17 protein-coding genes are annotated in these 19,834 nt (G+C 33.3%); 9 read left to right on the top strand and 8 right to left on the bottom strand.

All coding sequences use genetic code 11. From position 1 onward, the window contains the following. Position 1 precedes the first annotated feature (1 nt). Positions 2-2,908: a PEP/pyruvate-binding domain-containing protein gene (locus Ollyesu_RS10980; RefSeq protein ID WP_279301267.1), complete on the bottom strand. Its 2,907-nt coding sequence runs from the start codon at positions 2,906-2,908 to the stop codon at positions 2-4. 170 nt (positions 2,909-3,078) lie between these two features. Between Ollyesu_RS10980 and Ollyesu_RS10975 the strand changes: the two genes are divergently transcribed. Beyond that, positions 3,079-4,275: a multidrug effflux MFS transporter gene (locus tag Ollyesu_RS10975; protein ID WP_279301266.1), complete on the top strand. Its 1,197-nt coding sequence runs from the start codon at positions 3,079-3,081 to the stop codon at positions 4,273-4,275. A gap of 64 nt (positions 4,276-4,339) precedes the next feature. On the opposite strand, the gene Ollyesu_RS10970 is transcribed toward Ollyesu_RS10975, so the two are convergent. Beyond that, positions 4,340-5,800, bottom strand: a complete 1,461-nt coding sequence (locus Ollyesu_RS10970) for a metallophosphoesterase (RefSeq protein ID WP_279301265.1) — start codon at positions 5,798-5,800, stop codon at positions 4,340-4,342. A 198-nt stretch (positions 5,801-5,998) separates the two neighbouring features. Between Ollyesu_RS10970 and Ollyesu_RS10965 the strand changes: the two genes are divergently transcribed. Further along, positions 5,999-6,289 (top strand): DUF2188 domain-containing protein, encoded by a 291-nt coding sequence (locus tag Ollyesu_RS10965; protein WP_279301264.1) that lies wholly within the window; start codon positions 5,999-6,001, stop codon positions 6,287-6,289. 62 nt (positions 6,290-6,351) lie between these two features. Here the strand turns inward: Ollyesu_RS10965 and Ollyesu_RS10960 are convergent, their stop codons facing one another. The 3 genes from Ollyesu_RS10960 to Ollyesu_RS10950 form a co-directional block, all read right to left on the bottom strand. Beyond that, positions 6,352-7,356: an NAD(P)-dependent alcohol dehydrogenase gene (locus Ollyesu_RS10960; protein WP_279301263.1), complete on the bottom strand. Its 1,005-nt coding sequence runs from the start codon at positions 7,354-7,356 to the stop codon at positions 6,352-6,354. A 102-nt stretch (positions 7,357-7,458) separates the two neighbouring features. Continuing rightward, the gene (acs, locus tag Ollyesu_RS10955) at positions 7,459-9,408 is read right to left on the bottom strand and encodes an acetate--CoA ligase (protein WP_279301262.1); all 1,950 of its coding nucleotides are present in this window, start codon (positions 9,406-9,408) and stop codon (positions 7,459-7,461) included. Positions 9,409-9,830: 422 nt separating this feature from the next. Then, positions 9,831-11,219, bottom strand: a complete 1,389-nt coding sequence (locus tag Ollyesu_RS10950; RefSeq protein ID WP_279301261.1) for an alanine/glycine:cation symporter family protein — start codon at positions 11,217-11,219, stop codon at positions 9,831-9,833. Positions 11,220-11,280: 61 nt separating this feature from the next. Between Ollyesu_RS10950 and Ollyesu_RS10945 the strand changes: the two genes are divergently transcribed. Further along, positions 11,281-12,375, top strand: a complete 1,095-nt coding sequence (locus Ollyesu_RS10945; RefSeq protein ID WP_279301260.1) for a heparan-alpha-glucosaminide N-acetyltransferase domain-containing protein — start codon at positions 11,281-11,283, stop codon at positions 12,373-12,375. A gap of 14 nt (positions 12,376-12,389) precedes the next feature. Here Ollyesu_RS10945 and Ollyesu_RS10940 read toward each other — a convergent pair whose 3' ends face one another. The 3 genes from Ollyesu_RS10940 to Ollyesu_RS10930 form a co-directional block, all read right to left on the bottom strand. Then, positions 12,390-13,058 carry a hypothetical protein gene (locus Ollyesu_RS10940; protein ID WP_279301259.1) on the bottom strand — a complete coding sequence of 223 codons (669 nt, stop codon included), beginning with the start codon at positions 13,056-13,058 and terminating at the stop codon, positions 12,390-12,392. Positions 13,059-13,100: 42 nt separating this feature from the next. Continuing rightward, positions 13,101-14,051 (bottom strand): phosphoribosylaminoimidazolesuccinocarboxamide synthase, encoded by a 951-nt coding sequence (locus Ollyesu_RS10935; protein ID WP_279301258.1) that lies wholly within the window; start codon positions 14,049-14,051, stop codon positions 13,101-13,103. 112 nt (positions 14,052-14,163) lie between these two features. Then, positions 14,164-15,117: a PhoH family protein gene (locus Ollyesu_RS10930; protein ID WP_279301257.1), complete on the bottom strand. Its 954-nt coding sequence runs from the start codon at positions 15,115-15,117 to the stop codon at positions 14,164-14,166. A gap of 120 nt (positions 15,118-15,237) precedes the next feature. Between Ollyesu_RS10930 and Ollyesu_RS10925 the strand changes: the two genes are divergently transcribed. The 6 genes from Ollyesu_RS10925 to gldG are packed head-to-tail and all read left to right on the top strand — an operon-like array spanning position 15,238 to position 19,782. Next, the gene (locus Ollyesu_RS10925; RefSeq protein ID WP_279301256.1) at positions 15,238-16,071 is read left to right on the top strand and encodes an SAM-dependent chlorinase/fluorinase; all 834 of its coding nucleotides are present in this window, start codon (positions 15,238-15,240) and stop codon (positions 16,069-16,071) included. A 41-nt stretch (positions 16,072-16,112) separates the two neighbouring features. Further along, positions 16,113-16,409 (top strand): antibiotic biosynthesis monooxygenase, encoded by a 297-nt coding sequence (locus Ollyesu_RS10920; RefSeq protein ID WP_279301255.1) that lies wholly within the window; start codon positions 16,113-16,115, stop codon positions 16,407-16,409. Between the two features lie 42 nt (positions 16,410-16,451). Further along, on the top strand, positions 16,452-16,916 hold the full coding sequence (locus tag Ollyesu_RS10915) for a hypothetical protein (protein WP_279301254.1): 465 nt from the start codon (positions 16,452-16,454) through the stop codon (positions 16,914-16,916). A gap of 5 nt (positions 16,917-16,921) precedes the next feature. Continuing rightward, entirely contained in the window at positions 16,922-17,635 is a 714-nt protein-coding gene (gene gldF, locus Ollyesu_RS10910; protein WP_279301253.1) for a gliding motility-associated ABC transporter permease subunit GldF, read from the top strand. A 1-nt stretch (position 17,636) separates the two neighbouring features. Next, on the top strand, positions 17,637-18,122 hold the full coding sequence (locus Ollyesu_RS10905) for a hypothetical protein (protein ID WP_279301252.1): 486 nt from the start codon (positions 17,637-17,639) through the stop codon (positions 18,120-18,122). Beyond that, positions 18,103-19,782, top strand: coding sequence for a gliding motility-associated ABC transporter substrate-binding protein GldG (gene gldG / locus Ollyesu_RS10900; RefSeq protein WP_279301251.1), 1,680 nt, complete (start codon positions 18,103-18,105; stop codon positions 19,780-19,782). The genes Ollyesu_RS10905 and gldG overlap by 20 nt, the downstream gene beginning before the upstream one ends. Positions 19,783-19,834 lie beyond the last annotated feature (52 nt).

The following is a 19,834-nucleotide window of genomic DNA, read 5'->3' as shown; positions in this document are numbered from 1 at the left end:
ATTATAATTTGGTATTTAAACTTATTAATTGGTTGGTATCGGTTTTAGTAGAAATAGATGCTAAATACTCCGAGCTTTTAGCTTGCTTATTTTCTACAAACGGTCGTATTTGAAACAACCACAATTTATCATCTTTAAAACCAAACTCTACATCATACGCTTGATTGTTGTTATCTGAATGTCCAGACATTAGTTGCCTTATTGTAGTTGCTAACTGCCTAATGTCCTGTATATTATTATGGTTTAAAATTGGACTTTCAAAAGAGGTATGGTATTGTTTAGTACCTCCTGAAACAGGCAGACGTATATAGTCAGACTGTCTAGCTGGAGCTAATAATTGGTTATCATTACTAGTTATTAACCTAGTTTCTGCCATTTGACCATCTACTGCACCTCCAGCACCTCGGCTAAAAGCGACTGTTAAGTCATTATCGTTACCAGAATTGATACCTTTTGTAATCATCACACCAGAATAATCAACATCTACACTTGGAATAATCAAAATAGAAGGAAACACATTCTCTGGATTGGACAGGTATTTTTGTCTCCATTTAAAACTACGTTCAGTATATGCAGATGCCCAAACGCGCTTAACGCCTTCAATAATTTTATCTTCATCTTTAATATTAAATAGCGTTAAGTTTAGACCTGCTCCTGTAAATTCTTTTAAATCTTCCATATTGGTATCACTTCTTAAAAATACCGGAACATTACCAATGGAGTTTTTAAATACCAATTTAAATTGTTGTCTTAAATCTGTTAAAAAACTATCGTCTAACGGAATCTCTAAGATGGCTTTGTGCAATTTCTCTAAAGCTTTAAGTTGAAACGCTTCAATGTCTGCTTCAGACTGACCTTGAGATGTCATGGCATTTGCCTCTTTAAAGGTGTCGTTTAAATATGTCCAATAGCTTTTATTTTGATTAGGCATAGTTTGATTCATGTGTGATCTAAAAATCCCAAACGGAATAATTAATCCTTCTACAACCTGCTCTGGAAATTGTTTTTTTAACTCGCCTAAATTGGCAGCTTTAGGACCACATAATTTACCAGAATCTGAAGCATCAACATCGCGCATATTTACTACAGTATTAACGTCTAACCTAATACCTTTGGTTGGGACTTCAATAACATTTTTGGTACGCTCTTTTTTGCTAAACAATGCTTGCTCTGAAGCTGACATATCATTTTTTGCTTTTAGAATGACGTTACCTTTGTTAGAAACTGCATAAAATACCTCTTGCCCATCAAAAGATTTTAAATCTTTTAAATTATCATATGATAATGCAGCATTAGGAATCCCTAGATTTCTAGCCAATAACTGGACGTGTGATACCAAATTACCTTCCGAAACAGTCATAATTCCTGCTACAGGTTTTAAGTCTGATGGTGGCTTTTCAAAAATATAGATGTTATTAGTATTAACTTCGACTTGGTCTGGATTACCGTCTATGATCACCAATTTACCAAAAGCGTAGCCTGGATTAAGCCCTCTAATTGATGACTGATTATCAATAGACATAACTTTGTTTTCTATGTTGGACAATTTAGCCACTAAAACACCTAAATCACTAACCGTATTACCCATTGACAAAGCTATACTGCTACGTACTCTATCATCAATAAATCCATACGCAAGAGGTTCAAAAGCTGTATAAGTATCTACTACATCTTGATAATTTGCTTTTGTGGTTGATGCACTCCATTCTACAATACTTCTAGCGTTTACTAAAATATCATTTAACTGATTTATAGTTAATTGGTCAGCTAGCAAGTGTTGGTTGAGTTGTTTTTCTATTGCAGTATATTCCCAAGTTTCAATCAGACCAGTACCTAAAGACACACATGCTAATGCATTAATTTTATATAGGTTTTCTGATAACGTATTGGTTTTCCAATTCTGTGTTTCTATCAATAATTTATTTTCTAATTTGTTAGACACATCCAGTAACTTTAAGCGTGTGCTTCCACCTTTTACCATCAAAATATCCTGTCTTATATTATATAAAACATTAGCAATATCCGTTATTATTTGTTCTGAGTTAGGCTCCTGTTTTGCTGTTTCAATCAAAACCTTAAAACTCGCATTAATATCTGATGTTAGTTTTAATGATTGTATCTCTTTTTCTAAAGACACAATATCTAATGGTGCATAAAATTGCTCCATATTTTTTAACAACTCATTAAAATCTTTTTGTTGAGATTCAGAAATTTTGGAATTAGTTGTTTTTAAAAAGTCTTTAATCATTATAATATCTGACGCTTCTGGTTGACCATGTATTTTTATTCTGGCATCCATAAACTTTGGAATGGCTTCCGATAATAGTTTGGACTGACTACGTATAGTTTGCGCTAAATTATCATCTCCATTATGCGGAAGATCTTTTAGCGCTTGACGTATTAAATAGTATTTAGATTGTACTAATTGGTCGTCTCTTAATATAGTTTCAAAAAATGTCTTTCCCCAAGCTTCTTCATCTTCACTTTGTAAAGCACCTCTATAGTATTGTCCTTTTTGTAATACCCAACCATCATCAATACTAGCTAGATATTTATTAACTTGATATTGCTTTAATCTGCTGTAGTCATTGACTCTATCCAAAAAATCTGGAATAGTGTTACTTGCTAAAATTTCACCAAAAAACAAATGATTAGTTTGCCTTAAATTTAAAGCGGACTCTTTAAAAGTTGCGTGCTGGATTCCTTCTACATTATCTGGACAAGGGTCTTTTGGATCTCTGATTGTTCCATCTTCACAAAACCATTTTATACGATGGTAAGGACCTCTAATATCATTTTTATAGGTTTCAATTAACGATTGGATGCCTGCTGTAGATTTTTCCTGAGCATGTATTGGTGTTAAAAAGCAGCAACTTATTAACGTAATTACAAAATAAAATTTATTCATGTATAAGGGATAGTTTAGTATTATGGTAAAGATACCAAAAATAATATGCTTGCTTGTATCTCACCCGTTATTAATATGTGCTCTTTTAGGTTTAATTATATAACAAAAGCTTAACAATAAACCATAACTATAAGCTAAAGGCGCACTTAATTTTAACCTATTTTTGCACCATGCAAAACCAACCCACGTTTAAAAAAGAATTTGTTGCTTTAATGGCATCACTAATGTCGATAGTGGCACTATCCATTGATGCTTTATTACCTGCTCTTCCAGATATTGGGACTGCGTTAAACGTTAGTGATCCAGCCGAAAATCAAAAGCTAATCACCATGATTTTTCTAGGCTTAGGGTTTGGACAACTTATTTTTGGACCCTTATCGGATAGTTTTGGACGAAAATCTATGGTATACATTGGGTTTTCAATATTTATTATTGCTAGTTACATTTGCATTACTACCAAAAGCTTTGAGGTTATGGTTATTGGACGTATTCTTCAAGGTGTAGGTTTATCCTCTCCACGTACTATATCGCTTGCTATGATTAGAGACAGCTATAGTGGTGACTTTATGGCAAAAGTGATTAGCATTGTAGTCATGTTTTTTATTTTGGTTCCTATTGTTGCTCCTACCGTTGGTCAGACATTATTACAACTGTTTAATTGGCAAGCTATTTTTACCTTTAATGTTATTATTGGTTTAGGTATTATTATTTGGTTTTGGAGACGACAACCAGAAACCTTACCAAAATCTAAGCGTCTAGCGTTTTCGCCTAGTATTTTTATTACTGGCGCAAAAGAATTTATTCGCTATAAAGATGCAGTTGCTTTTACGTTAGCTTCAGGATTTATTACAGGATCGTTTATGGTGTATTTAAGTACATCGCAACAGATTTTTCAAGAGCAATATCAGTTAGGCGATTTGTTTCCGTATATTTTTGCTAGTACTGCTGTAGCTGTTGGTTTTTCAACATTTACTAATAGTCGGTTTGTCATGCGTTTTGGAGCTTACAATATGGCGTATTATGCCACTATAGCCTACTTTGCAGTGTCATTATTATATGTCTTATTGTTTAATTCTGGTACTAATCCAAGTTTAATTGTACTGATGTTATTCTTTTTAACACAATTTTTTGCTGTAGGGTTTTTATTTGGAAACTATCGTAGTTTAGCTATGCAGCCTTTAGGACATATTGCAGGCATTGGTGCTGCTATTAATGGATTTGTCTCTACAGTTATGGCTGTACCAATAGCTAATTATATTGGTAGTTTTGTAACTGATTCTGTATTACCGCTATTTATTGGTTTTAGTGTCTTTGGTTGTTTAGCCTTATTAGTCTTTGTATTTTTAAAACGCTTGTCACGTTCTTAAAACCGAATCATTTAAATCGCTTTAAACACTAAATCCTAGCAATCAATCTAATTGCAACCTTTGTTTATTGGCTGCTACTACTGGTCCAAACTGCTTTAGGCTGTCCGTTATAAGTATTGGACACTTCATAAAATGTTTCAACAACCTCTGACCCATTAATGTCTAGTATAGCAAATCCATTTAGCACGCGTTCTTTTTGAGACAATGTAGGATGCTTAGCCTCTAAAGGTGTGTGAGAATAATATAATAATTCTTCTCGCATCACTTGTTTATCGCCTTCTTCTGTATAAAAACCAGAACCATTACCAAAAGGCATAGAGGCGTGACCACAACAACGTAAACGTGGTGTTTGCTGAGTTGTAGATTGTGGAATTTCTAATTTAGATACGTCTTTTAAAGCATCGGTATTATAAACCAAACCATTGTGTACATGTCCCCAATACCACATATCTGGAAGTTGACCATCTAAAGCTTTAACCACTTGGTTAAATAGCTTTGTATTGATATTAAATTTATGGTCTTTAATCCCAATACCATTATGATGCGTCATTAACAGTATGGGTTTGTTTAATGCTTTTATTGTTTTTAAAAATGTAATTTGTTGCTGTCCACCTCTATCGTTATATAACGAGCCTGACATATACAATTCACTATCGTCATAATATGCACTATCTAAACCTACTAACACCCAATTACCAATCTCAAAAGCAAAATAACTACTTCCTTTTTGTTCTACAAATTTAGGATTATTCAATGCTACTTTAAATAAGCCATTAGCACCATCGTACATTTCATGATTACTATTCATGGTGTACAGTTTAGCTTTTTTGGTGTTTTTTAATAAGCCTAATAAATGCTCACGTTCTTCATTACTGGTTCCAGCATAATATACGTCTCCAAGATGAACAATATAATCTGGTTTTAAACTATTTATACCATCAATAACCAATTGAGCTGGACAACAGTCTTGACCTTTATCATCCCAATCTCCAGTTCCCCAATCTCCTAAAATAGCGACTCTAGCCTGTTTAGGATAATCCAACTGTGGTGGCATTTTAGTTTGTGCAATAAAAGGATGTACACCACGTGGATGGATGTGTTTGTACCAAGCATAATAAACCAAAACCGCTGTCCACATAACATCTAATTGGCAATATTTAGAGATAAAATAAAGCGTTCCATCTTCTGCAACAAAATGGTTAAGTATACCATCTTCTGCAAATGGGTTTTCTGTAATCGAAGTTGGTGGCAAACCATAATCGCGTATGACTGTAGTTAGATATTTTTTATCGATAAGGTCATTAATAACATATAAGGCTAACATGTTTTCCATATCATGGGTGTAACCTGTGGTTAAAAATGTTTTGCTAGTGTGATAATCTTCGCAAGTCTTTAAATATTCCCAAAAGGGTTGCATATTTAATTTTGATGCTACAATATCTGGTTTAGCGGTTTGACTAGTATAAAGTGTATTGATTTGATCTAATTGTTTCAAATCTTGTTCTGAAAAATCATAGGTGGTCATAATAGCTGTTTTAATAGTCACAAGATCGTCAAAAATAATAGGCTAGCTATGCGTATTTATACGTGTTTTTATATTTAACAACATCACTGTCAATAGTTTAAAAGTATCATCCTATAAAATGTGTCACGCTATCTAGTTTTAGACACAATCTAGAACGAGCAAAAAATAGTATCTTACCACAGTATAACTTAATATACTATGTCCAATACTTCTAAACTAAAATCGTGGTTGCAAGTCATTATTGATTTGCTTGAAGCGTTTTTTAAAAGCTCGAAATCAACCAAACGGACTTGGCATCAACACGTTGTGCCTTATAAAGGTAATTGGGCAGTACGCAGAGAAGGCAACAAACGCATTACCTCTAAACACAGAAAACAGAGTACAGCTATTAACAAAGCCAAAAGGATTGCTAAACAACGTAAAGCCGATGTTATAATCCACAGACAAGATGGAACGATTCGTGATCGGATTAGTTTTAGTGAGGAGTAAGATTGATTACTAAAGTTTTTTATTAATATAATTATGTATTACAATTTTAAGCGTTATAATTATTAAGCTTTCAACACCACTCTAAATCTAGCGTTTCCATCATGCAAATGCGTTATAGCTTTGTTGACGTCCTCCATCTTAAATTCTTCCACTGTTGGATAAATATCATGACGTACACAAAACTCTAACATTTTTCTGGTTAGTGCGATACTACCTAATGGACTACCTCCTACAGATTTTTCGCCTGCAATCATGCTAAATGCTGGGATTTCCATTGGTTCTAATACTGCACCAACAGTATGTAACTTACCTTGTGGTGCTAAGGTGTTTAAAAAGGCATCCCAATTTAACTTGACGTTAGTGGTATTTAATATAAAGTCTAAAGTGCCTGCAATATTTTCTAACTCGTCACTATCTGTAGAATCTACTACGTGGTGTGCTCCCATTTTTTTTAGGGCATCTGCTTTATCTTTATTAGAGGTAAACGCTGTCACCTCGCAACCCCAAGCTTTTAAAAACTTAAGTGCCATATGACCTAGTCCGCCAATACCAATAACACCAACTTTATCTGTTGGTTGCACGCCAGATAATACTATTGGATTAAATACAGTAATTCCGCCACAAAATAATGGTCCTGCTTTTGCCATGTCAATACCTTTTGGTAATAGTGTTGCCCAAGACCAATGTCCACGTACTGTATCTGCAAAGCCACCATGACGCCCTACTATGGTCGCTTCTGCTGTGCTACACAAATGTTGCTTACCATCCATACATTGGTTACAATGCATACAAGAGGCACTATACCAACCCATACCTACTTTATCGCCTGTTTTAAGTCCTTTGACTTCGCTACCTACTTTTAAGACTTCGCCCACAATTTCATGTCCTGGTACTAATGGATATTGTGATTGTCCCCAATCGTTATTAATCATGCTTAAATCGCTGTGACATAAGCCACAATAATGGACTTTAATATCGACTTGCTCATTACCAATCTCACCTAAATCATAATTAAATGATTCTAATTGTCCTCCAGCCTCTTTAGCTGCGTATGCGTTTACTGTCATAGTTTTTATTTTTTTTTGGTTGAATGTACTAAAGATACAAACTATAACAGCTAGTAATTATTAATAGGATGTTAAGATTAAGACTTTACTGAAATAAAAGAATTATGATATTGCATTATCCATAATCTCTTGCACACAGTCTGGATTTAACAATGTACTTGTATCACCAAGATTATCTGTGTCCTGTGCTGCAATTTTACGTAAAATACGACGCATAATTTTTCCGCTTCTTGTTTTTGGTAATCCGTTAGTAAACTGAATCTTATCCAACTTAGCAATAGGACCAATGTGCTCTGTAATAATTTGATTAATCTGCAGACGTAAGTCATCGTGATTACTAGTTTGTCCTGAATCTTTTAGTGTGACAAATCCATACAATGCATTCCCTTTAATGTCATGCGGAAAGCCAACTATAGCACTTTCGGCAACGATTGGATGCTCATTAATAGCATTTTCAATTGGTGCAGTCCCCAAGTTATGACCAGATACGATGATAACATCATCTACGCGACCAGTAATACGGTAGTTACCAGACGCATCACGCAATGCACCATCACCAGGAAAATATTTGTTTTTATAGGCTGAAAAATAAACATTTTTATACCGTTGATGATTGCCATAAATGGTTCTTGCTATAGATGGCCAAGGGAATTTAATTGCTAATATACCCTCAGCAGGATTGCCTTCAATTTCGTTTCCATCAGTATCTAACAATACTGGCTGAACACCTGGTAACGGTAAGGTTGCAAAAGTAGGCTTATCTTTAGTAACACCAGCTAAAGACGAAATCATGATACCTCCAGTTTCGGTTTGCCACCACGTGTCCACTATAGGACATTTTCCTTTTCCGACGTAGTCGTTATACCAATTCCAAGCTTCAAGATTAATAGGTTCTCCAACGGTACCTAATGTTTTTAAATGTTTGAGCTTATAGTCATCTGCAAAATTAGTATCGTGTTTTGCTAAAGCTCTAATAGCTGTTGGAGCAGTGTAAAACTGATTGACTTTATGTTTTTCGCATATGTCCCAAAAACGTCCATAATCTGGATAACTAGGCACACCTTCAAATATTAAAGTTGTTGCTCCATTGGTTAATGGACCATACACAATATAACTGTGACCTGTAATCCATCCAATATCTGCTGTACACCAATAGACATCTTGAGGGCTAGATCGTGTGTAATCTCTACCAAAATCAGTGGTTTTACTGCATCTATATTGAAATACATTTCTAAACGTATACGCTGTATATACCATATAACCACCACACGTATGCACCATACCTTTAGGTTGTCCTGTGGAGCCAGAAGTGTACAAAATGAATAACATATCTTCTGCATCCATAATTTCTGCTGGACAGTTATCATCTACTAATTTGAGTTGATCATGCCACCATACTTGATTTTTTAATAAAGTCACCTCATTATTAACACGTTTTAAAACAATGGTTGTTTTTATGGTTGGACAGGATTCTAACGCTTGGTCTGCTATATCTTTTAAAGGTGTAATTTTAGTACCTCTAAAACCACCATCTGCTGTTAATAATACTTTACATGCTGCATCATTTATTCTTGCAGATAATGCAGATGCAGAAAACCCAGCAAATACAACCGAGTGTACTGCTCCAATTCTGGCACACGCCAAAACTGCAACGGTTAATTCTGGTACCATTGGCATGTAAATACACACACGATCGCCTTTTTTTACGTTATTGGCTTTTAAAACATTTGCAAACTTACAGACTTTGCTGTGTAATGCTTTATAAGTGAAGTATTGCGCACCTTCATTGGGATCGTTAGGTTCAAAAATAAGTGCAGTTTCATGACCTCTATCTTTTAAATGACGGTCTAAACAGTTTTCTGTAATATTAAGCTTTCCGTTTTTAAACCAAGTGACTTCAGGCTTAGTAAAATCCCACTCTAAGACTTTAGACCACTTTTTTTTCCATACAAAGGATTCTGCGATTTCTTCCCAAAAGGCTTCTGGGTTGTCTATACTAGCTTGATAGGCTTTTTCATATTCTTTATAAGAATTAATTTGAAATCTTTGCATGAGTTTATATATTAATAATCAATTAAAAGTAATAAATATTATTAATATTTCTGTTTATTTTACTTACTGTCACTAATTGGTTTTTCTATACATGAATACTTGGTATTTGTTTTCATGATAACTGCTCAGCAATGATGAGTTAAATAAAATATGAATCGAATATTAAACAATCCTAAAGTTAGCAATCCATCTTATTTAGCTTCTGTTCATTTTTCCTTGATGAAAAACGAACCAAAAAATCATAATCAAGCCAAGGAATTTTTCAGTTTTTAAAACTGAAAACCAATTCGAAAATTCCCCGTCGAACGCAGTTCTCCTGTACTCGGAACTTTTCTTCATTTATTCTGCGCCTTGATGTTTTCCGACGGTGTCGGAATTTCAAGTCGCATTAGTATTCATCATTTAAAAACATACATTAATTGTTATTTTAGCTGTTGTTTTTGTTTCATTCTATTAAAATAGGCTTTAGCTTCTTTAACCACTTTTGGTGCTAAAATTATGGTTGCAGTCATTGTTGGTATAGCCATTAATGCGAAAACACCATCAATAAGATTAATCATCATTTCAAAAGGTGTGGTTGCTGCTAAAACAATACTTGTAATGTAAATGTATTTGTAATAATGTTGATTGTTAACACCTACCAAAAACGACATGCATTTAGTACCATAATACGCATAAGAAAATAGTGAAGACACACTAAAAATAAAAACGCAAAGCATTAATACATACTGACCATAACCAGGAATAGCTTGCTGAAAAGCTGAAGCAGTTAGCGTAACACCATTGTCAAATGTGGTTTCCCAAACACCAGTAACCAAAATAGCCAATGCAGTTAAGGTACACACAATTAATGTGTCGATTACTGGTCCTAACATGGCGACTAAACCTTCTCTAACAGGCTCGTTAGTTTTTGCTGCACCATGCGCTAAAGGTGCTGTACCAATACCTGCTTCGTTAGAAAAGGCACCACGCCTAATTCCCAAGATAATTAATGTGCCAAGCATGCCTCCAAAAACAGCATCGCCTTTTATATAATTAGCTTCAAACGCATCTGTAAAAATTAAGGTGAAGTATTTTGGGATTTCGGTATAATTAATTCCTAAAATAATCAATACCAAAACAAAGTATAGTATCACCATTGAAGGTACCATTTTGGATGCAATATTGCTTATTCGCTTTAAACCACCTAAAATGACTATGGACGTAAATACAACTAAAATAACTGCTATAATAAGATTTGAGGTAAAACTCACTTCCACTCCATTCGGAATTAAAATAATATCATTTATAGCTTGTTTTAATTGGTTGACGTTAACCACTGGAAGTGCGCCTAACATCCCAAAAAAGCTAAACATAACTGCTAAAAATTTCCACTGTTTTCCTAAACCTTCAGTAATAAAATACATAGGTCCACCTTGGACTTGTCCTGCGGAATCTTTACCACGATACATGATAGCTAAAGTTGAAGTAAAAAATTTAGTAGCCATACCAACAATTGCGCTTATCCACATCCAAAACATGGCTCCAGGACCACCAACCGAAATTGCTAACGCGACACCAGCAATATTACCCATACCAATGGTAGAGGATAATGCTGTAGTTAAGGCTTTAAAATGACTGATTTCGCCTAAGTCTGACGCATTATCATATTTGCCTCTTAATACTTGTATGGCATGTCCTAAATATCTAAAAGGTAAAAATTTAGAGCGTATTAACAAGTAGGTACCACCTCCAATTAATAAAATTAAAAGCGGTAATCCCCAAACTAATGAAGAGAAGGCTTCAACAAATTCGTTAATTTCTTTGTACATTGTTAATAATATATGCTGTTAAATATAAGACTATATTTGTAACCCTTAACTAATTAATTATTTGAAACCAACCCGTCTTTATTTTCTAGATGCTGTACGTGCTTTTGCAATATTAATGATGTTGCAAGGTCATTTTATTGATACACTGTTACATCCTATGTTTAGGGACAAATCAAATACAGCGTATATGGTTTGGTCCTACATGAGAGGCATTACTGCTCCAGTATTTTTTACTATTACAGGTTTAGTGTTTATGTACTTGTTATTAAAAGCTAAAGAAAAAGGAACGGATAGCACAAGAATAAAAAAAGGCGTAGAACGTGGATTGTCCTTAATACTAATAGGATACGCACTAAGGTTTTCTTTTATTAGCTTGATGTTTGGTGAGTTAAACCTTTACTTTTTAGAAGTTGATGTGTTGCAATGCATAGGTTTGTCACTGTTGCTATTAATTACTATTTACACCATTTCCTTTAAAAATGAATGGCTATTAGCCCTATTATTTTTAGTACTTGGTTTTACCATTTTTGTATCAGAACCTTTATATCGAGATTTGAAACTAGAACATACACCTATACTATTTGCTAATTATTTAAGCAAACAGAATGGTTCTGTATTTACTATTATCCCTTGGTTTGGTTATGTGTGTTTTGGTGGTTTTATTGCAGTACTATTTTCTAAGTTCGGAATGAAAAACTACTATAAACGTATTAAAATTATTGGTTTTTTTGTTGTTGGTGTTATTATGCTAAAATTTTCATCAAGTATTTTAATACGCCTTGACAATTGGTTTGACATCCCTTTGTTTAAAGATAGTGCGTATTATAATTACCTATTTAGTAGATTAGGGAACGTCCTTATTATTTTTGGACTATTCTATACTTTTGAACGTTATTTGAAACAAGCTGTTATAACTAAAATAGGGCAAAAAACACTATCTATATATGTCATACATTTTATTATAATCTACGGTAGTTTTACTAGCATTGGTCTCAACCGTTTTTTTTCAAAATCTTTAGAGCCAGCTCAAGCTATTATTGGTGCTATCATTTTTATGGTAGTTGTCTGCTTGATTTCGTTTTATTATGTGAAAACTAACACCTTTATTTACAATAAGATTAGACAGTTATATGAGCGATTGCGAAGTAATAAATAAAATACTAGTATAAGTTATTCATATACTAAAATATTATCGATGTCAGCAGTAGAAATCATTCCATAAGGGCTACTTTCTTGTGCTAATCTGTATTGAATTCTTAAATTTTTATTCCCTAGAGAGTTAAACCCAATTTTTATTTTATTATGATTTTTTGGATTAGGAAGAACAAAAAGTTCTTTATTTGAATTTTTCTCAAATACGCTTAATTCAGTTTCAAAAAAAGGAGGCTTAGCAAGAACGACATTTATTTCTAATGAATCGTTTTTATTAAGTTTATAGTTATCAAAATTCCAATAAATTAAAGCTTTACCAGAATAATCAACTTGCATACCTAAAGAATCATATTTCATTATGTAATGTGCAGCTGGAAGATCCTTACAGGTCCCACAATCTTCCCAGATAAAACTATATTCTTTCAATTTTTGATTAGAATCGTATTCGTATAAATTACCATAAATCTTTCCATCTTTAAATTCCCCTCTATGGTTAATAGTACCATTTTTATTGAAAACTTCAAAAGTTCCATTTAAAGTATCATATAAAGTTTTATTAATTCTTTTTCCATAGTTTTTATATGGTTCAATAGTTTTTTGATAATATCCATCATCAGTTTTTTCCCAACCATCAAAAGAATTGTCTTTACAACCTAGGATCAGAATTGAAATAATTATGAGACTCAAACTTTTATTCATATAACTAACATGACTGTAAACTTCATCAAATTATCTTTTTAAATACTTCAACACATTAGCCTCTATCCTACTTTGGATGTTACTAACATCAGCTTTTACAAATGGTTCTCCCATAATATTTTCATAGAGTTCAATGTAGCGCTCAGATACGGTTTCGATATAATCATCACTCATTTCTGGTACGGTTTGCCCTTCTAACCCTTGAAAATTATTAGCAATTAACCATTGACGTACAAACTCTTTAGACAATTGTTTTTGAGCTTCGTTATTATCTTGACGCTCTTGGTAACCGTCTGCATAAAAATAACGTGAAGAATCTGGCGTATGAATTTCGTCAATCAATACGATGTTTCCGTCTTTAGTTTTTCCAAATTCATATTTAGTGTCTACTAAAATTAATCCTCTTGAAGCTGCGATTTCTGTTCCGCGTTGAAACAATTTACGAGTATAATCCTCTAAAACCAAGTAGTCTTCTTCACTAACTATTCTTTTTTTCAGGATGTCTTCTCGTGAAATATCCTCGTCATGATCTCCCATTTCAGCTTTTGTAGCTGGTGTGATAATGGGCTCAGGAAACTTATCATTTTCCTTCATACCGTTTGGCATCTCAACTCCACAAAGTGTGCGTTTACCTGCTTTATACTCGCGTGCAGCATGACCTGACAAATACCCACGAATCACCATTTCAACTTTAAAAGGTGTACACAAATGTCCAACTGCAACATTTGGATCTGGAGTGGCTGTTAACCAATTTGGTACCAAATCTTCGGTAGCTTTCATCATGCTGGTGGCAATTTGATTAAGGATTTGTCCTTTGTAAGGGATTCCTTTTGGCATTACCACATCAAACGCACTAAGTCGATCTGTTGCAATCATGACTAGTTCTTCATCATTTATATTATAAACCTCTCTAACTTTTCCTTTGTAAACACTTTTTTGGTTTGGGAAGTTGAAATTGGATGCTATTATTGTGTTACTCATTAGTTGATTTGTTGATGAGCTGTTTTGTTGTTTTGTTTACACTTCGACAAACTCAGTGTGACATTTAGTTGTTATTTATACTGTCTACTGTGACTGCTTACTGATTACTAGACTACTCTCTGTTCTCAATATTCTTATAAGCAGCAATAATCTTTTTAACTAGTTTATGACGGATTACATCTTTGTCATCTAAGAAAATCATACCTACTCCTTCAACACCTTTTAAAATAAGTAAGGCTTCTTTAAGTCCAGAAATAGTACGACGTGGCAGATCGATTTGACCAGGATCACCAGTAAGCAAAAATTTAGCGCTTTTACCCATTCTGGTTAAAAACATCTTCATTTGCGCATGTGTCGTATTTTGACCTTCGTCCAAAATCACAAACGCATGATCCAACGTACGTCCACGCATAAAGGCTAAAGGTGCAATTTGTATGGTTCCATTTTCGATGTATTGTGCTAATTTTTCCGCAGGAATCATATCGCGCAAGGCATCATATAACGGTTGCATGTAAGGGTCTAGTTTTTCTTTTAAATCGCCAGGAAGAAATCCTAAATTTTCGCCTGCTTCTACAGCTGGACGTGTTAAAATAATTCGTTTTACTTCTTTATTTTTTAAAGCTTGAACCGCTAATGCGACTCCTGTATAGGTTTTACCTGTTCCTGCAGGACCAATAGCAAACACCATATCGTTTTTACGCATCAGCTCGACCATCTTGCGTTGGTTGGCTGTTATGGCTTTAATTGGTTTACCATTTGCACCATGGACTAAAACTTCTCCACTTTTTTCAGAAGTTGAATAATCGTCACTACTTTGACTGGTCAACACACGCTCTATGACGTTTTCGTCTAATGTATTGTACTTAGAAAAATGCTTAAGCAACATGGTCATTCGTCTATCAAACTCTTCAAGAAGCTCTTCGTCACCATAGGCTTTAACTTTGTTTCCTCTGGCAACTATTTTAAGTTTAGGGAAGTATTTTTTTAGTAGTGTAATGTTTTCGTTTCCAGTTCCAAAAAATTCTTTTGGAGAAATCTCTTCAAGTTCAATAATTATTTCGTTCAAAAGCGTTGCATTTATTAAATTAATCTGTACAATTTTATTAGTTTTGTTTTCGTGATGCTAACCTAACAAACTTACACAATTTTTATGTGTTTGCGGTTAAAAAAATATCAACAATAATAGATGCCAATAATAACATTAACGACAGACTTTGGAGAGAAAGATCACTTTGCTGGCGCAATAAAAGGTGCTATTTATAGTGAATTGCCTGATGTTAAAATTGTTGATATCTCACATTCTATTTCGCCTTTTAATATTGCTGAGGCTGCTTATATTATTCAAAATGCTTACAGTAGTTTTCCAAAAGGAACTATTCATGTTATTGGCATAGACTCTGAAATTAACCCAGAAAACAAACATATTGCTGTACAGTTGGACGATCACTATTTTGTGTGTGCCAATAATGGAATTATAAGCATGATTGCTAATGAAATTGCACCTTCTAAACTAGTTGAGATTAACATCCATGATAAAATAGAAACGAGCTTCCCTGTGTTGGATGTGTTTGTAAAAGTAGCTTGTCACATTGCACGTGGTGGTACCTTAGAAGTTATTGGTAAAGCTATTGATAAGATTAAACCCATAAAAAATTTAGTGCCTTACGTCAATGAAGAACAAACCCAAATTATAGGCAGTATCATTTATATTGATAATTACGGAAATGTCGTAACCAACATTAGAAAAAACTTTTTTGAAAAGTTGCAAAAAGGTCGCAATTACGAGGTGTCTGCACGAAATTACAAGTTTAAAAAAATACACAGTAAGTACAGTGATATTATAAATTTTGACATCCCAGAAGACAAGCGTAATGATGAAGGACGAGGATTAGTGGTGTTTAATAGCTCTAACTGTTTAGAGATTGCCATTTATAAAAGTAATAATCAAACTGTAGGAAGCGCAAGTAGCTTGATGGGATTAGCGTTACGTGATACAGTGACAATTAATTTTTTAAAGTAATAAGATTTGCGCTTTAGCGGAAATTACAAAAGGGAGTATTTATGTTGGTAAGAATTGTAAAATTAAGTTTTGAAGACGCACATATTGACACCTTTTTGGCTAATTTTGAAACGGTAAAACATAAAATTAGAGGGTTTGAAGGCAATCAATTACTAGAATTGTACAGAGACAAACACAATAGCAATGTGTTTTTTACGTATAGCTATTGGAACGATGAAAGCGATTTAGAAAATTACAGAAACTCTGACTTATTTAAAAGTATTTGGGCTAAAACCAAACCTTTGTTTAATGCTAAACCTGAAGCTTGGAGTGTGGATAAGATGGTTAGTTTGCAGTAAACCAGTAGCAGTTGGCAATAAATTAGAAATAACATTTGAAAATTGAATAGTAATAAAATAAAAGATTTAATAGTAGAACTAAGTGAAGCAATATATACTACTATAATTAAAGAAAAATTGCATTTAAAAATTGATTCAACAGGAATTGAAAATGGTAAAGAAATAGTAAATGAATTTGTTGAGCAGAACGAGATATATTTAGCTTTTGAACACGTTGAGTATATGATTTCTGAAACAGAAATAAAACTTAAAGAGGATGAATTAAAAAAATTAAATGATATTTCATCAATTTTAGAACTCAAAGAGCAAAATTATAATTTAAATAAACTGAAAACACCTTTTATAATTTATGTTATTATTTTTATAGTTGGAGTATGTTTCAATAGATTTGGTAGCAAAAAACCTACACCACAAACTGTTAGCTTTTTTGCTTCTATCTATGGTCTTGTTTTTGCGTTTTTTTATGCCATCAAATTATATAAGTTTAAAAAATCATATAATAAATAAAGTACATGCTCGCCATACTTAAAAAAGAAATCAACTCCTTCTTCGCTTCGCCAATAGGTTATTTAGTGATTGCCATATTCTTGCTATTAAATGGACTGTTTTTGTGGGTGTTTAAAGGCGAATTCAATATTTTAGATAATGGTTTTGCAGATGTATCGACGTTTTTTTTATTAGCACCTTGGATATTAATATTCTTGATTCCTGCGGTAACTATGCGAAGTTTTAGTGACGAGAAAAAACAAGGTACCTTAGAACTGTTACTTACCAAACCCATTAGCACCTTACAGCTAGTTTTAGGTAAATATTTTGGAGCATTGGTATTAATCATTATAGCTTTAATACCAACACTACTCTATGTTTATACCGTTTATCAATTAGGTGATCCTGTAGGTAATTTAGATTTTGGAAGTACTTTAGGATCGTATTTTGGTCTGTTATTTTTAGTAGCAGCTTACACTGCAATTGGTGTATTTGCGTCAACAATTTCAGATAACCAAATAGTGGCTTTTATAATAGCTGTATTTTTATGTCTATTCTTTTTCATTGGTTTTGAAGGCATTGCAGACGTAACATCTAGTAATTTTATCGATAATTTAGGAATGAATGCTCATTACAAAAGCATGAGTCGTGGTGTGTTAGACACCAGAGATATTATCTATTTTTTAAGTGTGACTATTCTGTTTATAGCGTTAACTAAATTCAATATTAAAACACAGTAACATGATAATTACAGCTGGTTTAGTTATATCGTTTATTGTTGTTTTTATATTAGCTTGGTTGTTTATAAAAACCATAGGTAATAACAAATGGATAAGCTTACTGATTAGTATTATTGCTACGCCTCTACTCTATTTTTGGATGTTTTATCCATTGCTAAATATTTTTACAAGCTACCATCATCAAAAGTATTTTAATGCAGAAGATTGGCAGGAGTTTCCGGAGTTACGTTATGAAATGGTAGACCAAATAAAACAACAAAATCAACTTATTGGTAAAACCAAACAAGAGGTTGAAGCAGAGCTTGGAGAACCAGAATGGTTTGGTTGGGATGAAACAATTAAAGCCAATTCTAATGACCTATGGAACTATAATTTAGGCTTTAAACCTGGTGCATTTAATAACCAACAAGAGTGTTTAGAATTACAATTTAAAAACGATACAGTAGCAGCATTAAAAACCTATCAACTTGAAAAAGAATTTGAATAAAACCATCAAACATATAGGCTTATTACTTATTGGGTTACTCCTAATAAATATACTTGCAAACAAGGTATATAAGCGTTTTGATTTGACCTCAGACCAACGCTTTACACTTAATCCATCTGCTTTAGATATTATTAAAAAAGCCGATTCTCCAGTAGTCATAGATGTGTTTTTAGAAGGTGAAGATTTTCCGTCTGAATTCAGAAAATTAAAAACCGAAACGAAACAATTACTTGAAGAATTTTCGGCTTACAATAGCAACATAAGTTTCAACTTTATAAATCCTATTGAAGATGATGCGACACGAGATCAAAATATTCAGCAATTAAATGCGCGTGGATTAACACCTATGCAACTAACTGTTAAAGAAAATGGTAAATCTAGTCAAGCAGTTATTTTTCCTTGGGCTTTAGCAAGTTATAATAATGCAACTGTTAAAATTCCTTTAGTAAAAAATACAATTGGAGCTACACAACAACAATTAGTTACTAATTCTGTACAACATCTAGAATATGCATTTGCAGATGGATTGAGCAAATTAGTCAACCCCAAACGACGTAAAATAGCAGTATTAAAAGGCAATGGACAACTAGACAATAGATATATAGCAGATTACATAAAAACCCTTAGAGATTACTATTTTATTGCACCTTTTACTTTAGATAGTGTGTCTAAAGATGCCGAAAACACCTTGCAAAAACTTAAAGGCTACGATTTAATTATCAACGCAAAACCAACAGAAGCCTTTACAGAAGAAGAAAAATACATTTTAGACCAATACACCATGAATGGTGGAAAAAGCTTATGGTTACTTGAAAAGGTTGCTATGAGCAAAGATAGTTTGTATAACGATCTAGGTAAAAACGTAGCTGTACCAATGGATTTAAATTTAACCGATTTTTTCTTTAAATATGGTGTACGTATTAATCCGTTAATAGTTAGTTCTATGTACTCTGCACCTATTACCTTAGCGTCTGGAGAAGGTAGTAATAGCCAATTCCAAAGTTATCCTTGGACGTATTCGCCATTAGCAAAAGGAAACTCTAATCATCCCATAGTTAATAATTTAGACTTTTTAAAGTTTGACTTTGCTAATCCAATGGATACACTAAAAAATAGAACGACTAAAACCATCTTACTACAAAGTGCGCCTTTAACCAAATTAGAAGGCACACCAAGAGAGATTAGCTTGGATATGGTTAATGACCAACTAGACCCAAAAACATTTAATAAAGGTCCGCAAATACTTGCTGTATTATTAGAAAATACATTTACTTCTGTCTATAAAAATAGGGTTAAACCTGTTACCCTCTCAGACAATAAAGATGAAAGTGTGCCTACTAAAATGGTCGTTATATCTGATGGAGACGTTATTAAAAATGAAGTGGGAAGACAAGGTGTAGAAGAGTTAGGGTTTGATAAATACACAGGACAAACATTTGGTAACAAAGAATTTTTAGTAAACGTAGCCAATTACCTTTTAGATGATACTGGACTTATAAACATTAGATCTAAAGAAATAGCAGTTGCCTTTTTAAATCCAGAAAAAATAACTGAGGAAAAAACAAAGTGGCAACTCATAAATATCTTACTACCATTGCTTTTACTGGGTGTTTTTGGTTTTTCTTTTAACTACTTTAGAAAGAAAAAATACGCCAAGTAAGTGTTAATAAGTTTGTTTCCAATTTAGAGACATTAACAATATATTTGTAATA

This window comes from Olleya sp. YS (assembly GCF_029760915.1).
GTDB lineage: Bacteria > Bacteroidota > Bacteroidia > Flavobacteriales > Flavobacteriaceae > Olleya.
This window is presented reverse-complemented; position numbering and strand designations above follow the sequence as displayed.

Coding starts and splice junctions, on each gene's coding strand:
- Ollyesu_RS10980 (WP_279301267.1), bottom strand. CDS start 2,908: ATGAATAAATTTTATTTTGTAATTACGTTAATAAGTTGCTGCTTTTTA.
- Ollyesu_RS10975 (WP_279301266.1), top strand. CDS start 3,079: ATGCAAAACCAACCCACGTTTAAAAAAGAATTTGTTGCTTTAATGGCA.
- Ollyesu_RS10970 (WP_279301265.1), bottom strand. CDS start 5,800: ATGACCACCTATGATTTTTCAGAACAAGATTTGAAACAATTAGATCAA.
- Ollyesu_RS10965 (WP_279301264.1), top strand. CDS start 5,999: ATGTCCAATACTTCTAAACTAAAATCGTGGTTGCAAGTCATTATTGAT.
- Ollyesu_RS10960 (WP_279301263.1), bottom strand. CDS start 7,356: ATGACAGTAAACGCATACGCAGCTAAAGAGGCTGGAGGACAATTAGAA.
- acs (WP_279301262.1), bottom strand. CDS start 9,408: ATGCAAAGATTTCAAATTAATTCTTATAAAGAATATGAAAAAGCCTAT.
- Ollyesu_RS10950 (WP_279301261.1), bottom strand. CDS start 11,219: ATGTACAAAGAAATTAACGAATTTGTTGAAGCCTTCTCTTCATTAGTT.
- Ollyesu_RS10935 (WP_279301258.1), bottom strand. CDS start 14,051: ATGAGTAACACAATAATAGCATCCAATTTCAACTTCCCAAACCAAAAA.
- Ollyesu_RS10925 (WP_279301256.1), top strand. CDS start 15,238: ATGCCAATAATAACATTAACGACAGACTTTGGAGAGAAAGATCACTTT.
- Ollyesu_RS10920 (WP_279301255.1), top strand. CDS start 16,113: ATGTTGGTAAGAATTGTAAAATTAAGTTTTGAAGACGCACATATTGAC.
- gldF (WP_279301253.1), top strand. CDS start 16,922: ATGCTCGCCATACTTAAAAAAGAAATCAACTCCTTCTTCGCTTCGCCA.
- Ollyesu_RS10905 (WP_279301252.1), top strand. CDS start 17,637: ATGATAATTACAGCTGGTTTAGTTATATCGTTTATTGTTGTTTTTATA.